General features: G+C 55.6%; 15 protein-coding genes. 9 read left to right on the top strand and 6 right to left on the bottom strand.

The window, feature by feature from the left end; genetic code table 11:
* Positions 1-277 precede the first annotated feature (277 nt).
* Positions 278-925 carry a hypothetical protein gene (locus LQZ21_RS12300; protein WP_411044798.1) on the bottom strand — a complete coding sequence of 216 codons (648 nt, stop codon included), beginning with the start codon at positions 923-925 and terminating at the stop codon, positions 278-280.
* A 796-nt stretch (positions 926-1,721) separates the two neighbouring features.
* Here LQZ21_RS12300 and LQZ21_RS12295 point away from each other — a divergent pair.
* The 3 genes from LQZ21_RS12295 (at position 1,722) to LQZ21_RS12285 (ending at position 3,484) form a co-directional block, all read left to right on the top strand.
* Positions 1,722-2,069, top strand: a complete 348-nt coding sequence (locus LQZ21_RS12295; RefSeq protein ID WP_411044796.1) for a cupin domain-containing protein — start codon at positions 1,722-1,724, stop codon at positions 2,067-2,069.
* An 82-nt stretch (positions 2,070-2,151) separates the two neighbouring features.
* On the top strand, positions 2,152-3,291 hold the full coding sequence (locus LQZ21_RS12290; protein WP_411044794.1) for a sodium ion-translocating decarboxylase subunit beta: 1,140 nt from the start codon (positions 2,152-2,154) through the stop codon (positions 3,289-3,291).
* 58 nt (positions 3,292-3,349) lie between these two features.
* Positions 3,350-3,484, top strand: coding sequence for a hypothetical protein (locus LQZ21_RS12285; protein WP_411044792.1), 135 nt, complete (start codon positions 3,350-3,352; stop codon positions 3,482-3,484).
* Positions 3,485-3,694: 210 nt separating this feature from the next.
* Here LQZ21_RS12285 and LQZ21_RS12280 read toward each other — a convergent pair whose 3' ends face one another.
* The 5 genes from LQZ21_RS12280 to LQZ21_RS12260 form a co-directional block, all read right to left on the bottom strand.
* Positions 3,695-4,528: an AraC family transcriptional regulator gene (locus LQZ21_RS12280; RefSeq protein ID WP_411044791.1), complete on the bottom strand. Its 834-nt coding sequence runs from the start codon at positions 4,526-4,528 to the stop codon at positions 3,695-3,697.
* An 82-nt stretch (positions 4,529-4,610) separates the two neighbouring features.
* Entirely contained in the window at positions 4,611-5,504 is an 894-nt protein-coding gene (pyrF, locus tag LQZ21_RS12275; RefSeq protein WP_411044789.1) for an orotidine-5'-phosphate decarboxylase, read from the bottom strand.
* A gap of 8 nt (positions 5,505-5,512) precedes the next feature.
* Positions 5,513-6,985: a vWA domain-containing protein gene (locus tag LQZ21_RS12270; protein ID WP_411044787.1), complete on the bottom strand. Its 1,473-nt coding sequence runs from the start codon at positions 6,983-6,985 to the stop codon at positions 5,513-5,515.
* A gap of 38 nt (positions 6,986-7,023) precedes the next feature.
* Positions 7,024-8,406 (bottom strand): dihydroorotase, encoded by a 1,383-nt coding sequence (locus LQZ21_RS12265; RefSeq protein WP_411044786.1) that lies wholly within the window; start codon positions 8,404-8,406, stop codon positions 7,024-7,026.
* A 48-nt stretch (positions 8,407-8,454) separates the two neighbouring features.
* Positions 8,455-10,122 (bottom strand): Na/Pi cotransporter family protein, encoded by a 1,668-nt coding sequence (locus tag LQZ21_RS12260; protein ID WP_411044784.1) that lies wholly within the window; start codon positions 10,120-10,122, stop codon positions 8,455-8,457.
* A gap of 122 nt (positions 10,123-10,244) precedes the next feature.
* Here LQZ21_RS12260 and LQZ21_RS12255 point away from each other — a divergent pair, with 122 nt between their 5' ends.
* The 6 genes from LQZ21_RS12255 (at position 10,245) to LQZ21_RS12230 (ending at position 15,685) form a co-directional block, all read left to right on the top strand.
* Positions 10,245-11,378, top strand: coding sequence for a trans-sulfuration enzyme family protein (locus tag LQZ21_RS12255; protein ID WP_411044782.1), 1,134 nt, complete (start codon positions 10,245-10,247; stop codon positions 11,376-11,378).
* A gap of 144 nt (positions 11,379-11,522) precedes the next feature.
* Complete coding sequence (locus LQZ21_RS12250) at positions 11,523-12,311, top strand: amino acid ABC transporter substrate-binding protein (protein ID WP_411044780.1); 789 nt, start codon at positions 11,523-11,525, stop codon at positions 12,309-12,311.
* Positions 12,312-12,320: 9 nt separating this feature from the next.
* Positions 12,321-12,989: an amino acid ABC transporter permease gene (locus LQZ21_RS12245; protein ID WP_411044778.1), complete on the top strand. Its 669-nt coding sequence runs from the start codon at positions 12,321-12,323 to the stop codon at positions 12,987-12,989.
* A 1-nt stretch (position 12,990) separates the two neighbouring features.
* Positions 12,991-13,791, top strand: a complete 801-nt coding sequence (locus tag LQZ21_RS12240; protein WP_411044776.1) for an amino acid ABC transporter ATP-binding protein — start codon at positions 12,991-12,993, stop codon at positions 13,789-13,791.
* On the top strand, positions 13,788-14,723 hold the full coding sequence (gene dapF, locus LQZ21_RS12235) for a diaminopimelate epimerase (protein ID WP_411044774.1): 936 nt from the start codon (positions 13,788-13,790) through the stop codon (positions 14,721-14,723). The genes LQZ21_RS12240 and dapF overlap by 4 nt, the downstream gene beginning before the upstream one ends.
* Positions 14,708-15,685, top strand: coding sequence for a 1-aminocyclopropane-1-carboxylate deaminase/D-cysteine desulfhydrase (locus LQZ21_RS12230; RefSeq protein WP_411044771.1), 978 nt, complete (start codon positions 14,708-14,710; stop codon positions 15,683-15,685). Before dapF ends, LQZ21_RS12230 begins: the two co-directional genes overlap by 16 nt.
* Positions 15,686-15,688 lie beyond the last annotated feature (3 nt).

Below are 15,688 nucleotides of genomic sequence, written 5' to 3'. Positions count from 1 at the left end.
AGAATAAAATGCCATGCATTTTATTCTAATTGCTTATGCAATAAGGAAATAACATGACCAATCGGTCATGTTATTTCTGCGCGGGTCCTAACGTTGTTCAACAACCGGGCGGTGTTAGTTTCCTCTGTTTGCTCCATAAAAAATCTCCTTTACGCGGAATATTTTTTTGCAAAAAATACCCAACAAATTCCCCGCGCAACGGATCTCCCCGCGAACCGGTGAGCGGGTTCTTCGGTGCAACGACAAAGCTGCGGACTTAAACAATGCCACAGTCCTGCTATGCGCCGTTTGCATTGTTTTTAATATTCGTTGCAATTTCTTTTGTATTGTTGGCAAGTGCGGCCAATATCCTCAATTGTTCTGCAAGAAAACGGAATATGATAATAATAAAAAAACCAATAATTGGTCCGATAATTACTGCCAACACCCCAAAACTCATAAACCCCAGGCCAATCACCTTAAAAAGATAATTTGCGTCTTCGCCTAGAAAAATTGAGGCTATTAGTCCAACACCTGCTCCAATAATACCTATCACTGTTCCCAACCATTCTCCGAATGTTTGTAGTATTTCTGAGAAAATTGGCGTTGCGATAAATTCGGATGTGGCGATATTAGTGACTGTTTTTCGTCTATCCCACCATAATTGAAATCCGATCCAACAAGCAAAAGCGACAACCAGCCATGAAAAGATGAAAGCGACAGTAAATTTTCCCCCATAGCTAAAAAATCCTGAATCGGCGACCTTGAAAATAATCAGAAAGGGAAGAAACAAGTTTATCACCGCCATTACGAAATACACAAGGCTGAAAATTTTTCCTTTGCCAATAAAATCCAAATATGGCTTTGAAAAAGTGAAAAAAGGATTTTTAGTATTTGCAACAAATTTCTCTTTCCATTTGTTTCCACTAGTTTCTAAATCACTCATAAATCACCCCCTATAGTTTTCCTGAAATTTCGAATATTATATTTTATAGTCAATGTTATAATTTGTCAACTACTCGTAATGCCTCATGTCAACGACCAATAGAAATGTCACATCAGAGGAACGTGTTTGCCTCCGGAATGGTCGAGATACCAGCCAGGCGTAACTCTTTCACCAGCCGGTCCTGGTCAACCCCGTGGTTCCGCTCCACCCGTCCTTTAGCCGGTACCAGCGGCTATCCATGGACCCCGGCATGGTGATTTTTGCAATGTTTTTGATGATTTTGACAATGGCGCTTGGGGGAAATCAATTTTATAATGAATCGAGTTGGTTGTATAAATCAAGGGGGGTGCAGTAGTCTCAGGTTATTCCACCATTTTAGTTGTTGGACCAATCCCAGGGGGTTTAGAAAAAAAAAGGACGTTTGACCGTTTTTTCCATGAGCTTGTCCAAAACCAGCCGATGGTAGAGGACACTTTGGTTTAAATAAGATCCATATCGTCCTGACCATACGAAAAGCAGGCCCGGGACTCCGGCTCCATCATCACCGAATTGACGCCGGCCCAGCACAAGCTCTTTGAGGACGCCCTGGCGCCCCTCTATCAGCAGCCGGCCTATGCGTCCTATGCGGACATCATCCGGCGGGTCCGGGAGACCAACTAAGGCATCCGGTAGATTAGCGGGAACTTCCCCCCGATTCGGGGGGTATGGAGCAACGAAGTGCGACATAGGGGGGCGCGACAGGGAAGCGGCGCTTAGAATTACGGTTCGGAAAGAGCGCCCCCCTTCTGTAATGAATATGAAAATAGACCACAAAGATCAGCAATGGGTATTTTACCGGGACATTCAGGGCGAGGAAACCGCTCCGGGGGTGGTTCGGAAGATTCTGGGGTTTTGCGATGCCATGATGTGCGCGGAAAACGCCTTTGAGGCGGGGGCGGTGGGCGCCATGCATAGTCACCCCCATACCCAGATTACCTATGTCGTCTCCGGCCGGTTTCGTTTTACCATTGGGGACGAAGTCCGGGAAGTGGGGCCGGGGGATACCCTCTGCAAGCAAAACGGGGTACCGCACGGCTGTGTATGCCTGGAAACAGGGGTGCTGGTGGATTTTTTTACCCCCATGCGGGAGGATTTTGTGGAGTAGCGGGGGCTCCCGGGCTATCCCCCTGACAAGGCGGCCGCCTTATGATATTATTTTGCAGGTAAAATACTCATAAGGAAGAGTTATGGAATTTCTATTGGAAGGTTTTCTCGCGTTGGGCTGGAAGCAGATCATCATGTTTGGTATCGGCCTGACGCTTATCTATTTGGGGATAGCGAAAGAATACGAGCCGGCATTGCTCATGCCCATGGGCTTCGGGGCGATCCTGGTCAATTTGCCGTTAAGCGGGGTCCTCAATCAGGTTATGCCCGGCATCGGGGAGACCCACGGGGTAATCCAGTGGCTTTTTGAAAAGGGAGTCGGCGCCTCCGAGGTAATGCCCCTGCTCCTCTTTATCGGTATCGGGGCGATGATAGATTTTTCGCCCCTGCTTTCGCGGCCGGTGTATTTTCTCTTTGGCGCGGCCGCCCACTTCGGTATTTTCGCGACCATAACCCTTTCCTGCATCCTGGGCTTCAGCTTAAAGGATGCGGCGGCCATAGGCATTATCGGCGCGGCGGACGGGCCCACCACCATCCTGGTTTCCCAGGTGCTTCGTTCAACGTATTTGGGGCCTATCGCGGTAACGGCCTACTCCTATATGTCCCTGGTGCCGATCATCCAGCCCTTCGCCATAAAGCTTACCACCACCAAAAAAGAGCGGATGATCCGAATGGACCCCGTGCCAAGTACGGAGATCCCCCGGATATTGAAGATTATTTTCCCCATTGCCGTAACCGTCATCGTGGGCTTTATCTCCCCCTCCGCAGTGGCCCTCATCGGCTTTCTGATGTTCGGCAACCTTATCCGGGAATGCGGGGTATTGGAATCCCTCTCTGAAACGGCGCAAAAAAGCCTCTCCAACCTGATCACCCTGCTGCTGGGCATCACCATTGCCTTTACCCTTAAGGCGGAAGAATTCATCACGGCGGATACCCTTAAAATACTCGCCCTGGGGCTTTTTGCCTTTATCCTTGATACCGTCGGCGGGGTGCTCTTTACCAAATTCCTCAACCTGTTTTTAAAGAAGAAGATAAACCCCATGATAGGGGCGGCGGGAATTTCCGCCTTTCCCATGTCCTCCCGGGTTATTCAAAAGCTCGCGCTTAAAGAGGACCCCACCAACATTTTCCTGATGCACGCGGTCAGCGCGAATGTTTCGGGACAAATCGCCTCGGTGGCGGCCAGCGGACTGGTTTTGAGTCTGATTGTCCGGTATTTATGAGCCCCAAAAGGCGGGCGGAGATTTTGCGGGTGAACCCCCGGGTAAAGGAGCGCGGTAAATGAATGAAACGGTTTTGCACGATATATTTGCATCCCTCGACATTATGTGGAAAGGAATGCTGGGCCTTTTTATCGTATGCGGCGGTATTGCGGTAATAATGATGATCATCTCAAAATGGATTAAGCGGAGTTAGTATCTCATGTTACGCAAGGGTCCCAAGAAGAGATTTTAACCACGAACCACACGAACCACACGAACAGAAACAAAGACAAATTGGCGTTTTCACCGGTAGTTCTTTCTTGCTTTCCCACGAACAAAGAAGAGAATTCAGGTATCAATTCCGGAATATCGAAGCAAAAGTTCGTGATGTTCGTGTCGTTCGTGGTGAATTTCTCCTGTGTCTCTATGCGGGGAGATTCTTTGTGGTAATGCTTTTGCCGAAGGCCGAGGGCATGGAGCCGTAAAAGGATTTATAGGCCCGGTAAAAATTCGAGTAATCATTAAAGCCTACCCGGTAGGCGGCCTCCTGCATGTCGGCGCCCTTCAAAATTTCCTGCCGGGCCAAACCCAAACGTTTTGCCCTGATATAATGATTGACCGTGGTTCCCGTGGTTTGGCGAAAGAGAAGGTTAAGATAGTTCTTGCTGATACTGAACCGCCGGGCGATATACTCCAGGCTCAGGTCATCCCGCAGATGTTCTTCCAGATATTTAAGCACCCCCAAAATACGTTTGTCGTTAAAGGCCGGTTCCCGGGTGTACTGGGAATGCAACAGGGTTATCTCCGAAAGCAGGGAGACCAGCCGGCTCTTGAGGGCGATTTTTTGCAGGGGCTGTTCCATGTTCTTACATTCCAGCAGGGCCGTAATATAAAAATTGATATTTCTGGAGGAAGTATTGGGGAAAAACTGGGGGCCCGCATTAAACAGTTTTAAAAAAAGCGATTGTTCCGCAGGATCAAACACTTCCGGCATAAAAAGAACCGAGACCCGGTGGTATAAGCGGAAGGAAAGCGGTTTCCAGCCATGGAAATTGTTCGGCGGCAAGAGGAACAGGCTTTCCGCCACCAGCGGGTACTTATACTCTTCCAAATAGAGTTCCACATCCCCGCTGAAAACATAGATAATTTCATAGTCCGCATGGATATGGGATTGAAAATCCACGCCGGGCCCCATATCGCTTTCATTATTCCATACATCCAGATGGTCGCTATGAATGATATGGTTCTTAGTATCCATAGGGTACTATTATACGATGGGTAGGTGATTTTTGCAATGTTTTTTATGATTTTAGCAATGGCTCCGGTTCGCCCGGCAGCCCTTAACCGGCTATCCCCGCCGCGGCCCGGATAGCGTCCCGCATCTCCACCGCCGCCTTCCGGGCCGCCTCAGCGGCAAAGCGGTTGTCCGCGTCATCGGCGGCCTTTTCCCGGTCACCGGCCCAGGCCCTGAGGATGGACCGGGAGGCATTTACCACCCCGCCGTTTCCGTCCCGCAGGAGCAGGGCCGCATCCTCCGCGCCTCCCCCCTGGGCGCCGTAGCCGGGGATGAGGAAAAAGAGGTTCCCCCGCTTCTCCCGGATGGCCGCAGCCTCCGCCCGTTCGGTACACCCCACCACCGCGCCAAAGGCCCCATAGCCGTATTTTCCCGGACGGCCCGCGGCCAATTCCGCAAGCCGGTCCCCCACCGCATCGTAGAGCCGGCCCCCGGCCGTAAGTTCCTGGTACTCAAAATCCCGCATCCCTTTGTTGCTGGTCCGCATCAGGACAAAGGCCCCCTTGCCCCGGGTATCGGCGTAAGAAAGCCAGGGTTCGATGGAGTCCATTCCCATATAGGGGGAGAGGGTAACAAAATCCGCCTCAAAATCCCCGGCAAAGTGGGCCCCGGCATAGCGCAGGGCCGTATCGGCAATGTCCCCCCGCTTGATATCGGCGATGACCAGGGCGCCCCGGTCCCGAAGATAGGCCAGGGTCTTGGCGTAGGTCTCAAGCCCCGCCAGGCCCAGTTCCTCGTAATAGGCAATCTGGATCTTGAAACAGGCGCTTATGTCCGCCGTGGCATCGATAATCGCCCGGTTAAAGGCCAAAACCGCCTGGGCGTCCGAAGCCGCCCGCCGGCGCTCTTTTGGGGGCAGGTATTCCGCCGCGGTGTCCAGGCCCACGCAGACATGACCCTTGGCAGCTGCCGCTTCGTAGAGTTTATCCATGTTGTACATAGGCGCCTTTAATAGTACGCGAGGTAATCACCGTAAATTTGATTGAGGACATATTCGTAATTCTCAAGAAGCTGCAGCTCCTCGGAGTAGGTTATGTCACTGTTGTTGTTGATGTCGGCGAGGTAATCCCTGGTGGTCCGGACGATCTCCAGACAGTTCTCCAATTCCACCGCGATCCTGGTTTGTTCCGTGGATCCCGATGAATTCGACCCCTCCTGGTAAAGGACATTCCGGCGGCTGCTGCCTGCCAGGGCCTGACTAACAGACACGACCCGGTTCCCGACATTCATGAGGCTCTTCCCCAGGGTAATAATCCCATCGACTTCCCGGATCCGCAGGTCGGTCAAAGCCCGCTGGTTTTGTACCGCCGCGTGGCTGACCGTGAGGGGAAAAGGTCCGGTCCGCCAGGTCCGCCCCTGGATATCGGTGTATATCACGGAAAAGGCGCCTAAGGCATTCAACGGGGTGGTATTTTCCAGATTCGCCGTGACGACCAGGGTCTTCGTATCCCCGTTATGGAGGGTCCCAAGGGGAAAGCGCAAAAGACCATCCATGACCGCATAACGATACCCCCAGACTTCCCGCAAACGTACCCCCGGCGACAGGGAAAGTTCCAGGCTGAGCTGCCACACGGCGGGAACCACCAGCCGGTCCAGATCGCCGCTAAAGGCTTGTTCCATGGTCTCAAAATCCCGGATGAACCGGAACGCGCCTCCCCCGGCGGCGGCGATATCCGCCATCAGGTTACTATCGCTGTCCATTCCCAGGGCAATGGTGGAAATATCAATGCCCTGGTTGTTATAAAAACTGTTTGCCTTCAGGAATTCCGGTTTAGGACAGCCGCTATTGTCCCTTCCCCCGGTGAGGAGGATTACCCGGTTGAGGTAATCGCCCTGATAGTTGGCCTCCACCTCGGCATAGCCCACGAGCATACCCTGGTACACATCGGCGGCGCCCTCGGGCTCCAGGCCCTCAATCAGCGCCATGAACTGATCCCGGTCGGCCTGATTTTGGATCAGGGTAGGCGGCACCAGCAGTTCTATCTGACTGCCAAAGGTAACCACCGATATGATGTCCCGTTCCCGGACCAGGTCAATATAGGCGCGAAAGGCTTCCTTGACCCACTCAAGTTTATCATTCTCCATGTAAACGCTGGTATCAATGACAAAACTGAGGTTCATGGGGGGCAGGGCCGCAAAATGCTCCTTTTTACCTTTCAGGCCGATCATGAGATAGGCCGTGGAATCCCGGATATCCGTCAGGGGGATTACATTAAAGGGTCCACTTTGGGGGAGGGGATAACCATAATCCGCCTGGGCGATATACTGGTTAAGCCACACCTCCTGGGGGGGAGCAACGTAACTCAGCCCGCCCAAAGGGGAATCTATGCCTTCGTAAATAGCCTGGGAAATCCCGGATGCGCCGAGGATAGATGGAAGGAGGAGGCCCGCTATGATAAGAAAAACTCTTCCGTATTTCATATTTCCTCCTTTGGTGATTCACCGATCTAATTATAGCGTTACCGGGCATCAAAAACAACCCGGCCGCCGTGGATGGTCATCAGAACCATACCCCGCAATTCCCGGCCCGAAAAAGGAGTGTTACGGCCCCGGGACTTAAAAAGATCCGCCTCCACGGTTTGGACCGCGTTGCTATCGGCGATAAACAGATCCGCCCGGAACCCCGCCGCGATCCGGCCCCGGTCCCCCCCCAGGCCCAGGATCCGGGCGGGGGCCCCGCTCATCAGGGCGGAAAGCCGCGAAAGGCTTATCCCCCCGGGGCCCGGGCCCCGGACCAGTTCCGTTAAACACACCCCAAAGGCCGTCTCCAGGCCAATAAAACCCGGCGCGCCCGCGGCCTTGCCGGCCTGGGTATGGGGGGCGTGGTCCGTGGCAATGGCGTCGATGGTCCCATCCAGGATCCCGGCGATAAGGGCCTGCCGGTCCACTTCGGACCGCAGGGGCGGGTTTACCCGGCCGTGGGACTCAGGTCCCAGGCGCCGGGCATCTTCTTCGGTAAGGGCGATGTGGTGGGGGGTGGCCTCACAAGTGAGGAAAAATGAACCGGGAGTCGCATCCACCCCCCCGCGCCCCGATTTTACGGTTTTTTTGGCCGCCCTGATAAGGTCCACCGCTTCCGTGGTGGACACATGGGCGATGTGAATATGGCAGCCCGCTTCCCGGCCCAACGCCAGGGCCCGGCGGGTCCCCTGGTTCTCCTCAATACGGCTCCACAGCTCCCGGCCCTGTCCGGCTTGCCGGGCGGCCTCGGCCTCGGGCCCGCCGGCGTCGCAGTGGCAGGAAACAGGGAGGCCTAAACGGCGGGCCTCGGTAAGGGCCGCGAGGAAGAGGCCGTCGTCGGCCACGTCCCGGCCGTCCTCGGAGAGGAGCCGGGGGGTATAGGGCCCGGGGGCTCCTCCGGCTGGAGCAGCCAGGGCTGTGATACCGGAAAGTTCCCGGCCCTCCATAGCCCGGGTAAGGGACAACACCGGGTAGAGGTCGATAAGGCCCAGGGCATCGGAACGGTTTTTGAGGCGGGCCGCTTTTTCGGCGGTATCAATTACGGGCCTGGTATTGGCCATACAGACCACGGTCCCGTAACCCCCGGCCGCGACGGCCAGCCCCGCCGATTCCAGGGTTTCCGCGGGAAGACCGGTTGCATCATCCGGAAAACCGGGGTCCCGAAAGTGGGCATGGAGATCCACCAACGCGGGCAAAAGCACCGCCGGGCCGCCGGTCCCTGGGGGGCATAGGCGTTCACCGTCGATGATGCAGCCGGCATCAGAGGGGGCCGGACCGGGGATCAGTTCCCGGATAAACCCGTCCTCAATGACCACCGAACCGATCCGGTCCATGGTTTCATCCACGATGCGGAAATTTTTCAGTATAAGCCGGTGAGCCATAACCTCTCCAGCTTAACCGATAGTTATGCCCCTGGCAAGGACCGGCTGCTAGGAGACAACCTGGGCCTGGGGGCTCAGGACCTTGGATATGTGGTAACAGTAATTCCCCAGTTTTTCGATCCGCCGGACCATGTCGATAAAGAGGAGCTCGGTTTTTACATTTTCCCCGGCCTCGATCCGCTTACGGCCCAGTTTACGGAGCTTTTTCTGGGAACCGTGGATCCGCTGTTCCAATTCCTCCGCATGGTTCCGCTCCGCCTCCGAAAAGCGGGCCCCTAAACGGGCCTGGACAAAGGAAAGGAACTCCTCCACCAGCCCTGCATAGGGGGAGAGGGCCTCCATCTCCTTTTGTTTAAATATCATCTCTTTTTTGACCCCCCGTTCCAGGATGATGCTCAGGCCGTAACAATCGTCGATCATATCCTCCAGTTCCGCTATCACCCTGAGCAGTTGGGATACGTGGTGTTCCGACCGTTGATTCAGGGAATTGGAGGAACATTCGATCAGGAAACGGGTCAGTTCTTCCTGCATTTCATCGGCGAGGCTTTCCTTCTTTTTAAGATCCTCCACCAGGACAGCGGCCTTCTCCGCATCGATATTTTCCATGACGACCCTGAATTGGGCAAACATGGAGGAGGCGATCCCCGCCATATCCCGGATCTCCTTTTCCGCCCGGAGGATGTTGAATTCCGGCGTGTTTTGAATGGAACCCGAGAGGTATTTGAGCCGGTAGGGACCCGGGGCCGGTCCCTCCCCCTTTATCAGGAAGCTTACCAGGGACGCAAAGGGCGTGACAAAGGGCAGGAAAACCAGGGTGTTAAGCAGGTTAAAAACCGTATGGAACATGGCCAGATGGGTGGTAACCCCCGCCCCGACTATTTCCCCGGGGGTGATAAAGTCCACCAGGGCGATGAGGGGCCGGAAAAAGATCAGGGCCCACACCGAGCCGATCACGTTGAAAAGGATGTGCACCAGGGCGGCCTGTTTCGCCGCGGTTTTGGTCCCAATCGCGGCCATGGCCGCCGCAACGGTGGTACCGATATTGGCCCCCAGGATCATGGCCGCGGCAATGGGGAACCCGATCACCCCCTTGAAGGTCATGGTGAGGACGATGGCGGTGGAGGCGCTGGAGGAATGGGTCAACAGGGTGATGACGAACCCTACCCCGGCCCCCAGAAGGGTGGAAAGAAAACCGAGATTTGAAAAGGCTCCGACAAAATCAAAGGCCTCGGCGCTGAGGGCGGGCATGGATTTGGTCAGAAAATCCAGCCCCAGAAAGAGCAGCCCCAGCCCCAGGAGCACCTCCCCAAAATCCCGGGTTTTCCGGTGGCTTACCTTGAGGATGAATCCAATCCCCACCGCAGGCACGGCCAGGGCGGAGATATTGAGGGAAAAACCCACCAGGGAGACGATCCAGGCGGTAACGGTGGTGCCGATATTGGCCCCCATGATCACCCCAATGGCCTGGATCAAGGTAAGGAGCCCCGCATTGACAAAGGATATGACCATGGCGGTTACCGCCGAGGAAGACTGGATGATGGCGGTTACCCCAAACCCGGTCAAAACCCCCGCAAACCGGTTTCCGGTCATGAAGCCCAGGACCTTCTGCAGCCGGTCCCCGGCAGCCTGCTGGATGCCGTCGCTCATCACCTTCATCCCATAGAGAAAAAGTCCCAGACTCCCAGCCAGCCGAAAAATTATCTCAATATATTCCATCTATTTTATTATACGCCTTTTTATGCATTTTACCTACCCCTGAACACCCCGGCGCTATTGACAAAATTTTTTCACTGATATATCCTATTAAAACGATAATAATACTCAATAAAGGACGGGTCATGAAATTTACTACCCTTGCGGTTCATGGAGACGGGAAGCCGGGGGAAAACACCGGCGATGTGGTCCCGGCGGTCCATCTCGCGACAAGCTACCGGCAGCCGAAACTGGGGGAATTTCAGAACCATGTCTACACCAGGGGGACCAATCCGACCCGGCTTGCCCTGGAAAAACGCCTTGCCCTGCTGGAAGGGGCCCGCTATGCCTTTGCCTTCAGTTCCGGCATGGCGGCAACCAGCACGGCTTTTCACTTGTTCAAAAGTGGCGACCGGATTCTGCTGAACGACAACGTATACGGCGGGACTTTTCGCTATGCCTCAAAACTGTTCGGCAGCATAGGGCTTTTCTACGATCTGGTGGAGGACTTTAACACGCTGGATTTTGACGGTCTCCCCGGCGACGTACGGGGGATTTTTCTGGAAAGCCCCTCGAATCCGCTGCTCCGGGTTACGGATATACGGCGCCTGGCGGAGCAGGCCCATGGCCGGGGTATTACCCTGATGGTGGACAATACCTTTATGTCGGCCTATCTGCAAAGGCCCCTGGATCTGGGGGCCGATATCGTGGTCTATTCGGCGACCAAGTACTATGGGGGCCATTCGGACATTCTGGCCGGGGCGCTGGTCCTGAACGACGAAGAAAAAGCCGAAAAGGTAAAACTGCTCCAGAATACCCTGGGGAATCCCTTAAGTCCGGCGGATTCCTATCAGCTTGAACGGAGCATAAAAACCCTCGCCCTCAGGATGGATCGCCAGTGCGCCAACGCCGCGGCCCTGGTGGATCTGCTCCGTACCCACCCAAAGGTCAAGCGGGTTTTTTACCCCTCCATAGGTGAGGAGAACCGCCGCATCCAGGAATCCCAGAGCCGGGGATTCGGCGCGGTGCTGTCCTTTGTGTTACGGGAAGGCTGCGATCCCGGGCGTTTTATCGGCGCGCTTTCGCTGTTTGACTTTGCCGTAAGCCTGGGCAGCGTTGAATCCCTGGTGTGCCATCCGGCAAGTCAGACCCACGAAGCCTTTTCCCCGGAATTGCGGAAAAAGGCGGGTATAGAGGACGGCCTGCTGCGCCTTTCCATCGGCATTGAGGATATCGAGGATCTGCTGGCGGATGTGGAACAGGCGTTGGAAGCGGCGTAACGGAACAGGAATTACGCGGATATGCAGCCGGTCGTTGACCGGTATCCGCACTAGATACAGGCGTCAGGCCGGGACGGGGATATACTCCCCGCAGGACTAACCTGGAACGAGAGGTTCTGCCCGGGATGCCGGGAGAGGTTTTATATGAAAAAATTGTTTGTGTTTGGACTGGTCCTTGTGCTGGCGGTTTCCGCTTTTGCCGGGGCAAAAAAAGAGAGCGCCGCCAATTCCCTGGAGCGGATTAAGGCCGCGGGGGAACTGGTTATCGGTATTGAGGGGACCTACCCGCCCTACACCTACCATGATGCGGCGACCAACAAACTTATCGGCTACGATGTGGAAGTGGCCGAGGCCATTGCCGCAAAGCTTGGGGTAACGCCCAAATTTGTCGAATCCAAGTGGGATTCGCTTATTATCGGGCTTGATTCCGGCCTTTGGGACACGGTGATCAACCAGGTGGGGGTTACCGCGGAACGGAAGGAGAAGTATGACTTCACCGTTCCCTATACCTACACCCATGGGGTGGTCATTGTGCGGGCGGATAACGACGGCATTAAAACCTTCGAGGACTTGAACGGCAAGTCTTCGGCCCAGACCATTACCAGCAACTGGGCCCAGCTTGGGGAACGGTACGGCGCGAAGATAATCGGGACCGATGGGTTCAACGAATCGGTACAGCTGGTTATTGACCGGCGGGCCGACGCAACCATCAACGACGATGTAACCTTTGCCGATTACCTCAAGGAACATCCCGAAAGCCCCACCAAGGTGGTAGCCACTTCCACGGATGTAACCGAAAGCGCGGTGATCCTCGCGAAGAACCAGAAAGAACTGCTGGACGCTATCAACAAAGCGCTGTCGGAACTTTCCGCCGACGGGACCCTGACCAGGCTGTCGCAGAAATACCTCAACCTTGATGTGTCCAAGCGGTAGGCGCTACAAATGACGGACTGGTCGCGGCCCATCAGAATAATCGGCGAAGCCTTCTGGCCCATGCTCAAGGCAGGGCTGCTGCTTACCATGCCCATGACCATAGCTTCCTTTGGCGTGGGCCTGGTAATCGCCTCTATTACCGCGTTTATGCGCCTTTCAAAGGTAACGGTTCTGCAGAAAATCGCCTCGTGCTATGTCTGGGTATTCCGGGGGACGCCCCTTTTGGTGCAGCTCTACATCGTGTTCTTCGGACTCCCCAGTATGGGCATTAAACTGGGGGCCATTCCCTCGGCCATAGCGGCCTTTTCGTTAAATGTCGGGGCCTACTGTTCCGAATCAATCCGGGCCTCCATCCTGGCCATACAGAAGGGCCAGTGGGAGGCGGCCTATTCGTTGAGTATGACCAAATGGCAGGCCCTACGGCGCATTATCGCGCCCCAGAGCTTTGCCATAGCCCTGCCCCCCCTGAGCAATACCTTCATCAGCCTGGTAAAGGATACCTCCCTGGCGGCGAATATCACCATCGCGGAGATGTTCCAGACCACCCAGCGTGTCGCCGCCCGTACCTACGAGCCCATGCTCCTCTACTGTCTGGCCGCCCTCATCTACCTTGCCTTTTGTACCGTCCTTACCGCCCTCCAGGGAAAGATGGAAAAGGCCCTGTCAAAAGGACGCTGATATGGTCTACCTTGACGCCGTAAAAAAGAGCTTTAAACTGGGGCTGCACAAGGCCCTGCCGGTGCTGCGGAACATCAATTTCCACGCCCCCCGGGGAAAGACCACCGCCCTTATCGGCCCCTCGGGCGCGGGAAAATCGACGATGCTGCGCTGCATCAATCTGCTTGAGATCCCCGACGAAGGGATACTCCGGGTGGCCGGCAAGGAGATCCGTTTTGAAAGGAACGAAACCTTTTCACCCCTGGCCAAAGCCCATTTTGTCCGTCAACGGGATATTCTGGATCTCCGGCGGCATACGGGCATGGTATTCCAGAACTTTCAGCTCTTTCCCCATAAGACGGTCCTGGAAAATATTATGGAAGGGCCGGTACTGGTAAAAAAGGAAGACCCCAAAGAGGTCCGGGCCTTTGCCCTTGCCCTCCTTGAAAAAGTTGATCTGGCCGACAAAACAGACAGTTACCCTTCCACCCTTTCCGGGGGCCAGCAGCAACGGGCGGCCATAGCCCGGGCCCTGGGCATGCGGCCGGACGTGCTGCTCTTTGACGAACCCACCAGCGCCCTGGACCCGGAACTTGAACGGGAGGTCCTCAAGGTTATCCGAACCCTGGTTGAGGAAAACAACACCATGATCATCGTGACCCACAATCTGCTGTTTGCCCGGGAGGTCGCCGACTTTATCGCCTTTCTTGACGGCGGCGAAGTGGCCGCCTACGGTACGCCGGCGGAGATTTTCGGCAAGACCATGCCCAAACGGGTCACCGATTTTATCGCCGCCATGTCGCCGGAGGATTATGTCATATGAATTTTTATAAACTCCAGGGAGCGGGAAACGATTTTATTATCATCAACAACATCAAAGAAAAAATTCCGGAGGAAAAAATCCCCGGGATAGCCGGACGGATCTGTACCAGAAAGTTGTCGTTGGGGGCCGACGGCCTCCTCCTGATCGAGGCGGCGCGGCATGGGGGCGGGGGCGGCGGCGGCGTTGCCGCTGCCGTTGCCGTCAGGGTATTCAACGCCGACGGCAGTGAATCGGAGATGTGCGGAAACGGAATGCGCTGCGTCGCCCGGTACGTCTTTGAGGAGGGCCTGGCACCGAAAGAGGCAGAAGCCGGCGGCCGCATCGTCATAGAGACCATGGCCGGGGACATTGAGGCCCTGCGGCTTTCCCGGCGGCGCTTCAGAATACGGCTGCAGGATCCCTCGGTACTGGAGGAAGGCCGTTCCATAACCGTTCAGGGAAGGACCTACCGGTACACCTATGTTGAGTTGGGGAACCCCGGCATTCCCCACATCGTCCTTGACGGGATTCCCTGGAAAGACCCTTCGGGAACAGGTGAAGATTTTTCACCCGACACGCTGCGCGAGTTGGCGCGGACCCTGCGCTTTCACCCGGACTTCCCCAAGGGGACCAATGTGAATTTTTGCCGGGTCCGTGAAGACAACGGCGTTGATCTTTTGACCTACGAGCGGGGGGTGGAAGATTTTACCCTTGCCTGCGGAACCGGGGCCGGGTCCGCCGCCCTTGCCCTGAAATGCCGGGGAGCGGCAGGCGGGGAACGGGTATCGCTTTTCGCGCCGGGGGGGCTTTTGCTTGTCGAAGTTGTCCGGAAAGAAGACGGAGGATACGGTCTTTTCCTTACCGGCGATACCAATTTTGTCGCCCGGGGCGAGATCCTCGACGACGATTTATATATAATTGGTAAGGAGGAGGAATCATGCAGCAGGAAATAACGATACGGCGGGGCATAGAAAAAATAAGCCTGGGACAGTACCCGACGCCCCTGGTCCGGCTGGAAAATATCAGCAGGGAAACGGGGGTCAATTTTTATATAAAGCGGGATGATCTTTCCGGCGTTGTTTTCGGCGGAAACAAGGTGCGCAAACTGGAGTACCTGCTTGCCCACGCAAAGGCCCGGGGTTTCGATACCATCCTGACCGCGGGCGGCGCCCAGAGCAACCACGCGGTTCTGACCGCCGCGTGCTGCAGGAAACTTGGACTGGACGTGCTGCTCCTCCTTAAAAAACGGGGGGTAACCGAACCCAGGGGAAATCTCCTGCTCGCCGGCCTGATGAACGTACCGGTGCGGTTCGTTGATACCGACAGCTACGCCGATGTGTATGCCGAAGCAGAGACCACCATGGAAGCCCTGGGGGCCGCGGGCAAAAAGCCCTGGCTCATCCCCGTAGGCGGCTCGGTCCCCCTGGGCGCCCTTGGCTACCTTGACGCTGCCGAAGAAATCGCCTCCCAGGCCGGGGAACTGGGTTTTCCCGTACACCACATCCTTTGCTGTTCAGGCTCCGGCGGCACCCATGCGGGCCTCCTCCTGGGGGCGAAAACGCTGGGCGCCAAGGTTACGGGCATCGTGGTTTCCGTCGAGGAAGATTTTCAGGCGGAGATATACAAACTTGCCCGGGAAACAGCACAGCTCGCCGGAATCGAAACGGATATTGTGTTAGACGACGTGGTACTGAAAGAGTACATAGGCCCCGGTTACGCCAAGCCTTCGGAAGAAGGTGACGCCGCCATCCGGTTTATGGCGGAAAAGGAAGGTATTTTCCTTGACCCGGTATACACCGGCAAGACCTTCGCCGGTTTCCTGGACCTGCTCTCGAAGGGCTTTTTCGCCCCGGACGAAAACGTAGTCTTTGTGCATACCGGCGGCGGCCCTGCGATCTTTGCCCTGTATCAATGAACA

The sequence above is a fragment of the Treponema sp. TIM-1 genome, assembly GCF_046533115.1.
Lineage (GTDB): Bacteria > Spirochaetota > Spirochaetia > Treponematales > Breznakiellaceae > JAIRMO01.
This window is presented reverse-complemented; position numbering and strand designations above follow the sequence as displayed.

What these genes read in the sequence shown, in the direction of transcription:
- LQZ21_RS12300 (WP_411044798.1), bottom strand. Translation starts at nt 925, where the DNA reads ATGAGTGATTTAGAAACTAGTGGAAACAAATGGAAAGAGAAATTTGTT.
- LQZ21_RS12295 (WP_411044796.1), top strand. Translation starts at nt 1,722, where the DNA reads ATGAAAATAGACCACAAAGATCAGCAATGGGTATTTTACCGGGACATT.
- LQZ21_RS12290 (WP_411044794.1), top strand. Translation starts at nt 2,152, where the DNA reads ATGGAATTTCTATTGGAAGGTTTTCTCGCGTTGGGCTGGAAGCAGATC.
- LQZ21_RS12285 (WP_411044792.1), top strand. Translation starts at nt 3,350, where the DNA reads ATGAATGAAACGGTTTTGCACGATATATTTGCATCCCTCGACATTATG.
- LQZ21_RS12280 (WP_411044791.1), bottom strand. Translation starts at nt 4,528, where the DNA reads ATGGATACTAAGAACCATATCATTCATAGCGACCATCTGGATGTATGG.
- pyrF (WP_411044789.1), bottom strand. Translation starts at nt 5,504, where the DNA reads ATGTACAACATGGATAAACTCTACGAAGCGGCAGCTGCCAAGGGTCAT.
- LQZ21_RS12270 (WP_411044787.1), bottom strand. Translation starts at nt 6,985, where the DNA reads ATGAAATACGGAAGAGTTTTTCTTATCATAGCGGGCCTCCTCCTTCCA.
- LQZ21_RS12265 (WP_411044786.1), bottom strand. Translation starts at nt 8,406, where the DNA reads ATGGCTCACCGGCTTATACTGAAAAATTTCCGCATCGTGGATGAAACC.
- LQZ21_RS12260 (WP_411044784.1), bottom strand. Translation starts at nt 10,122, where the DNA reads ATGGAATATATTGAGATAATTTTTCGGCTGGCTGGGAGTCTGGGACTT.
- LQZ21_RS12255 (WP_411044782.1), top strand. Translation starts at nt 10,245, where the DNA reads ATGAAATTTACTACCCTTGCGGTTCATGGAGACGGGAAGCCGGGGGAA.
- LQZ21_RS12250 (WP_411044780.1), top strand. Translation starts at nt 11,523, where the DNA reads ATGAAAAAATTGTTTGTGTTTGGACTGGTCCTTGTGCTGGCGGTTTCC.
- LQZ21_RS12245 (WP_411044778.1), top strand. Translation starts at nt 12,321, where the DNA reads ATGACGGACTGGTCGCGGCCCATCAGAATAATCGGCGAAGCCTTCTGG.
- LQZ21_RS12240 (WP_411044776.1), top strand. Translation starts at nt 12,991, where the DNA reads ATGGTCTACCTTGACGCCGTAAAAAAGAGCTTTAAACTGGGGCTGCAC.
- dapF (WP_411044774.1), top strand. Translation starts at nt 13,788, where the DNA reads ATGAATTTTTATAAACTCCAGGGAGCGGGAAACGATTTTATTATCATC.
- LQZ21_RS12230 (WP_411044771.1), top strand. Translation starts at nt 14,708, where the DNA reads ATGCAGCAGGAAATAACGATACGGCGGGGCATAGAAAAAATAAGCCTG.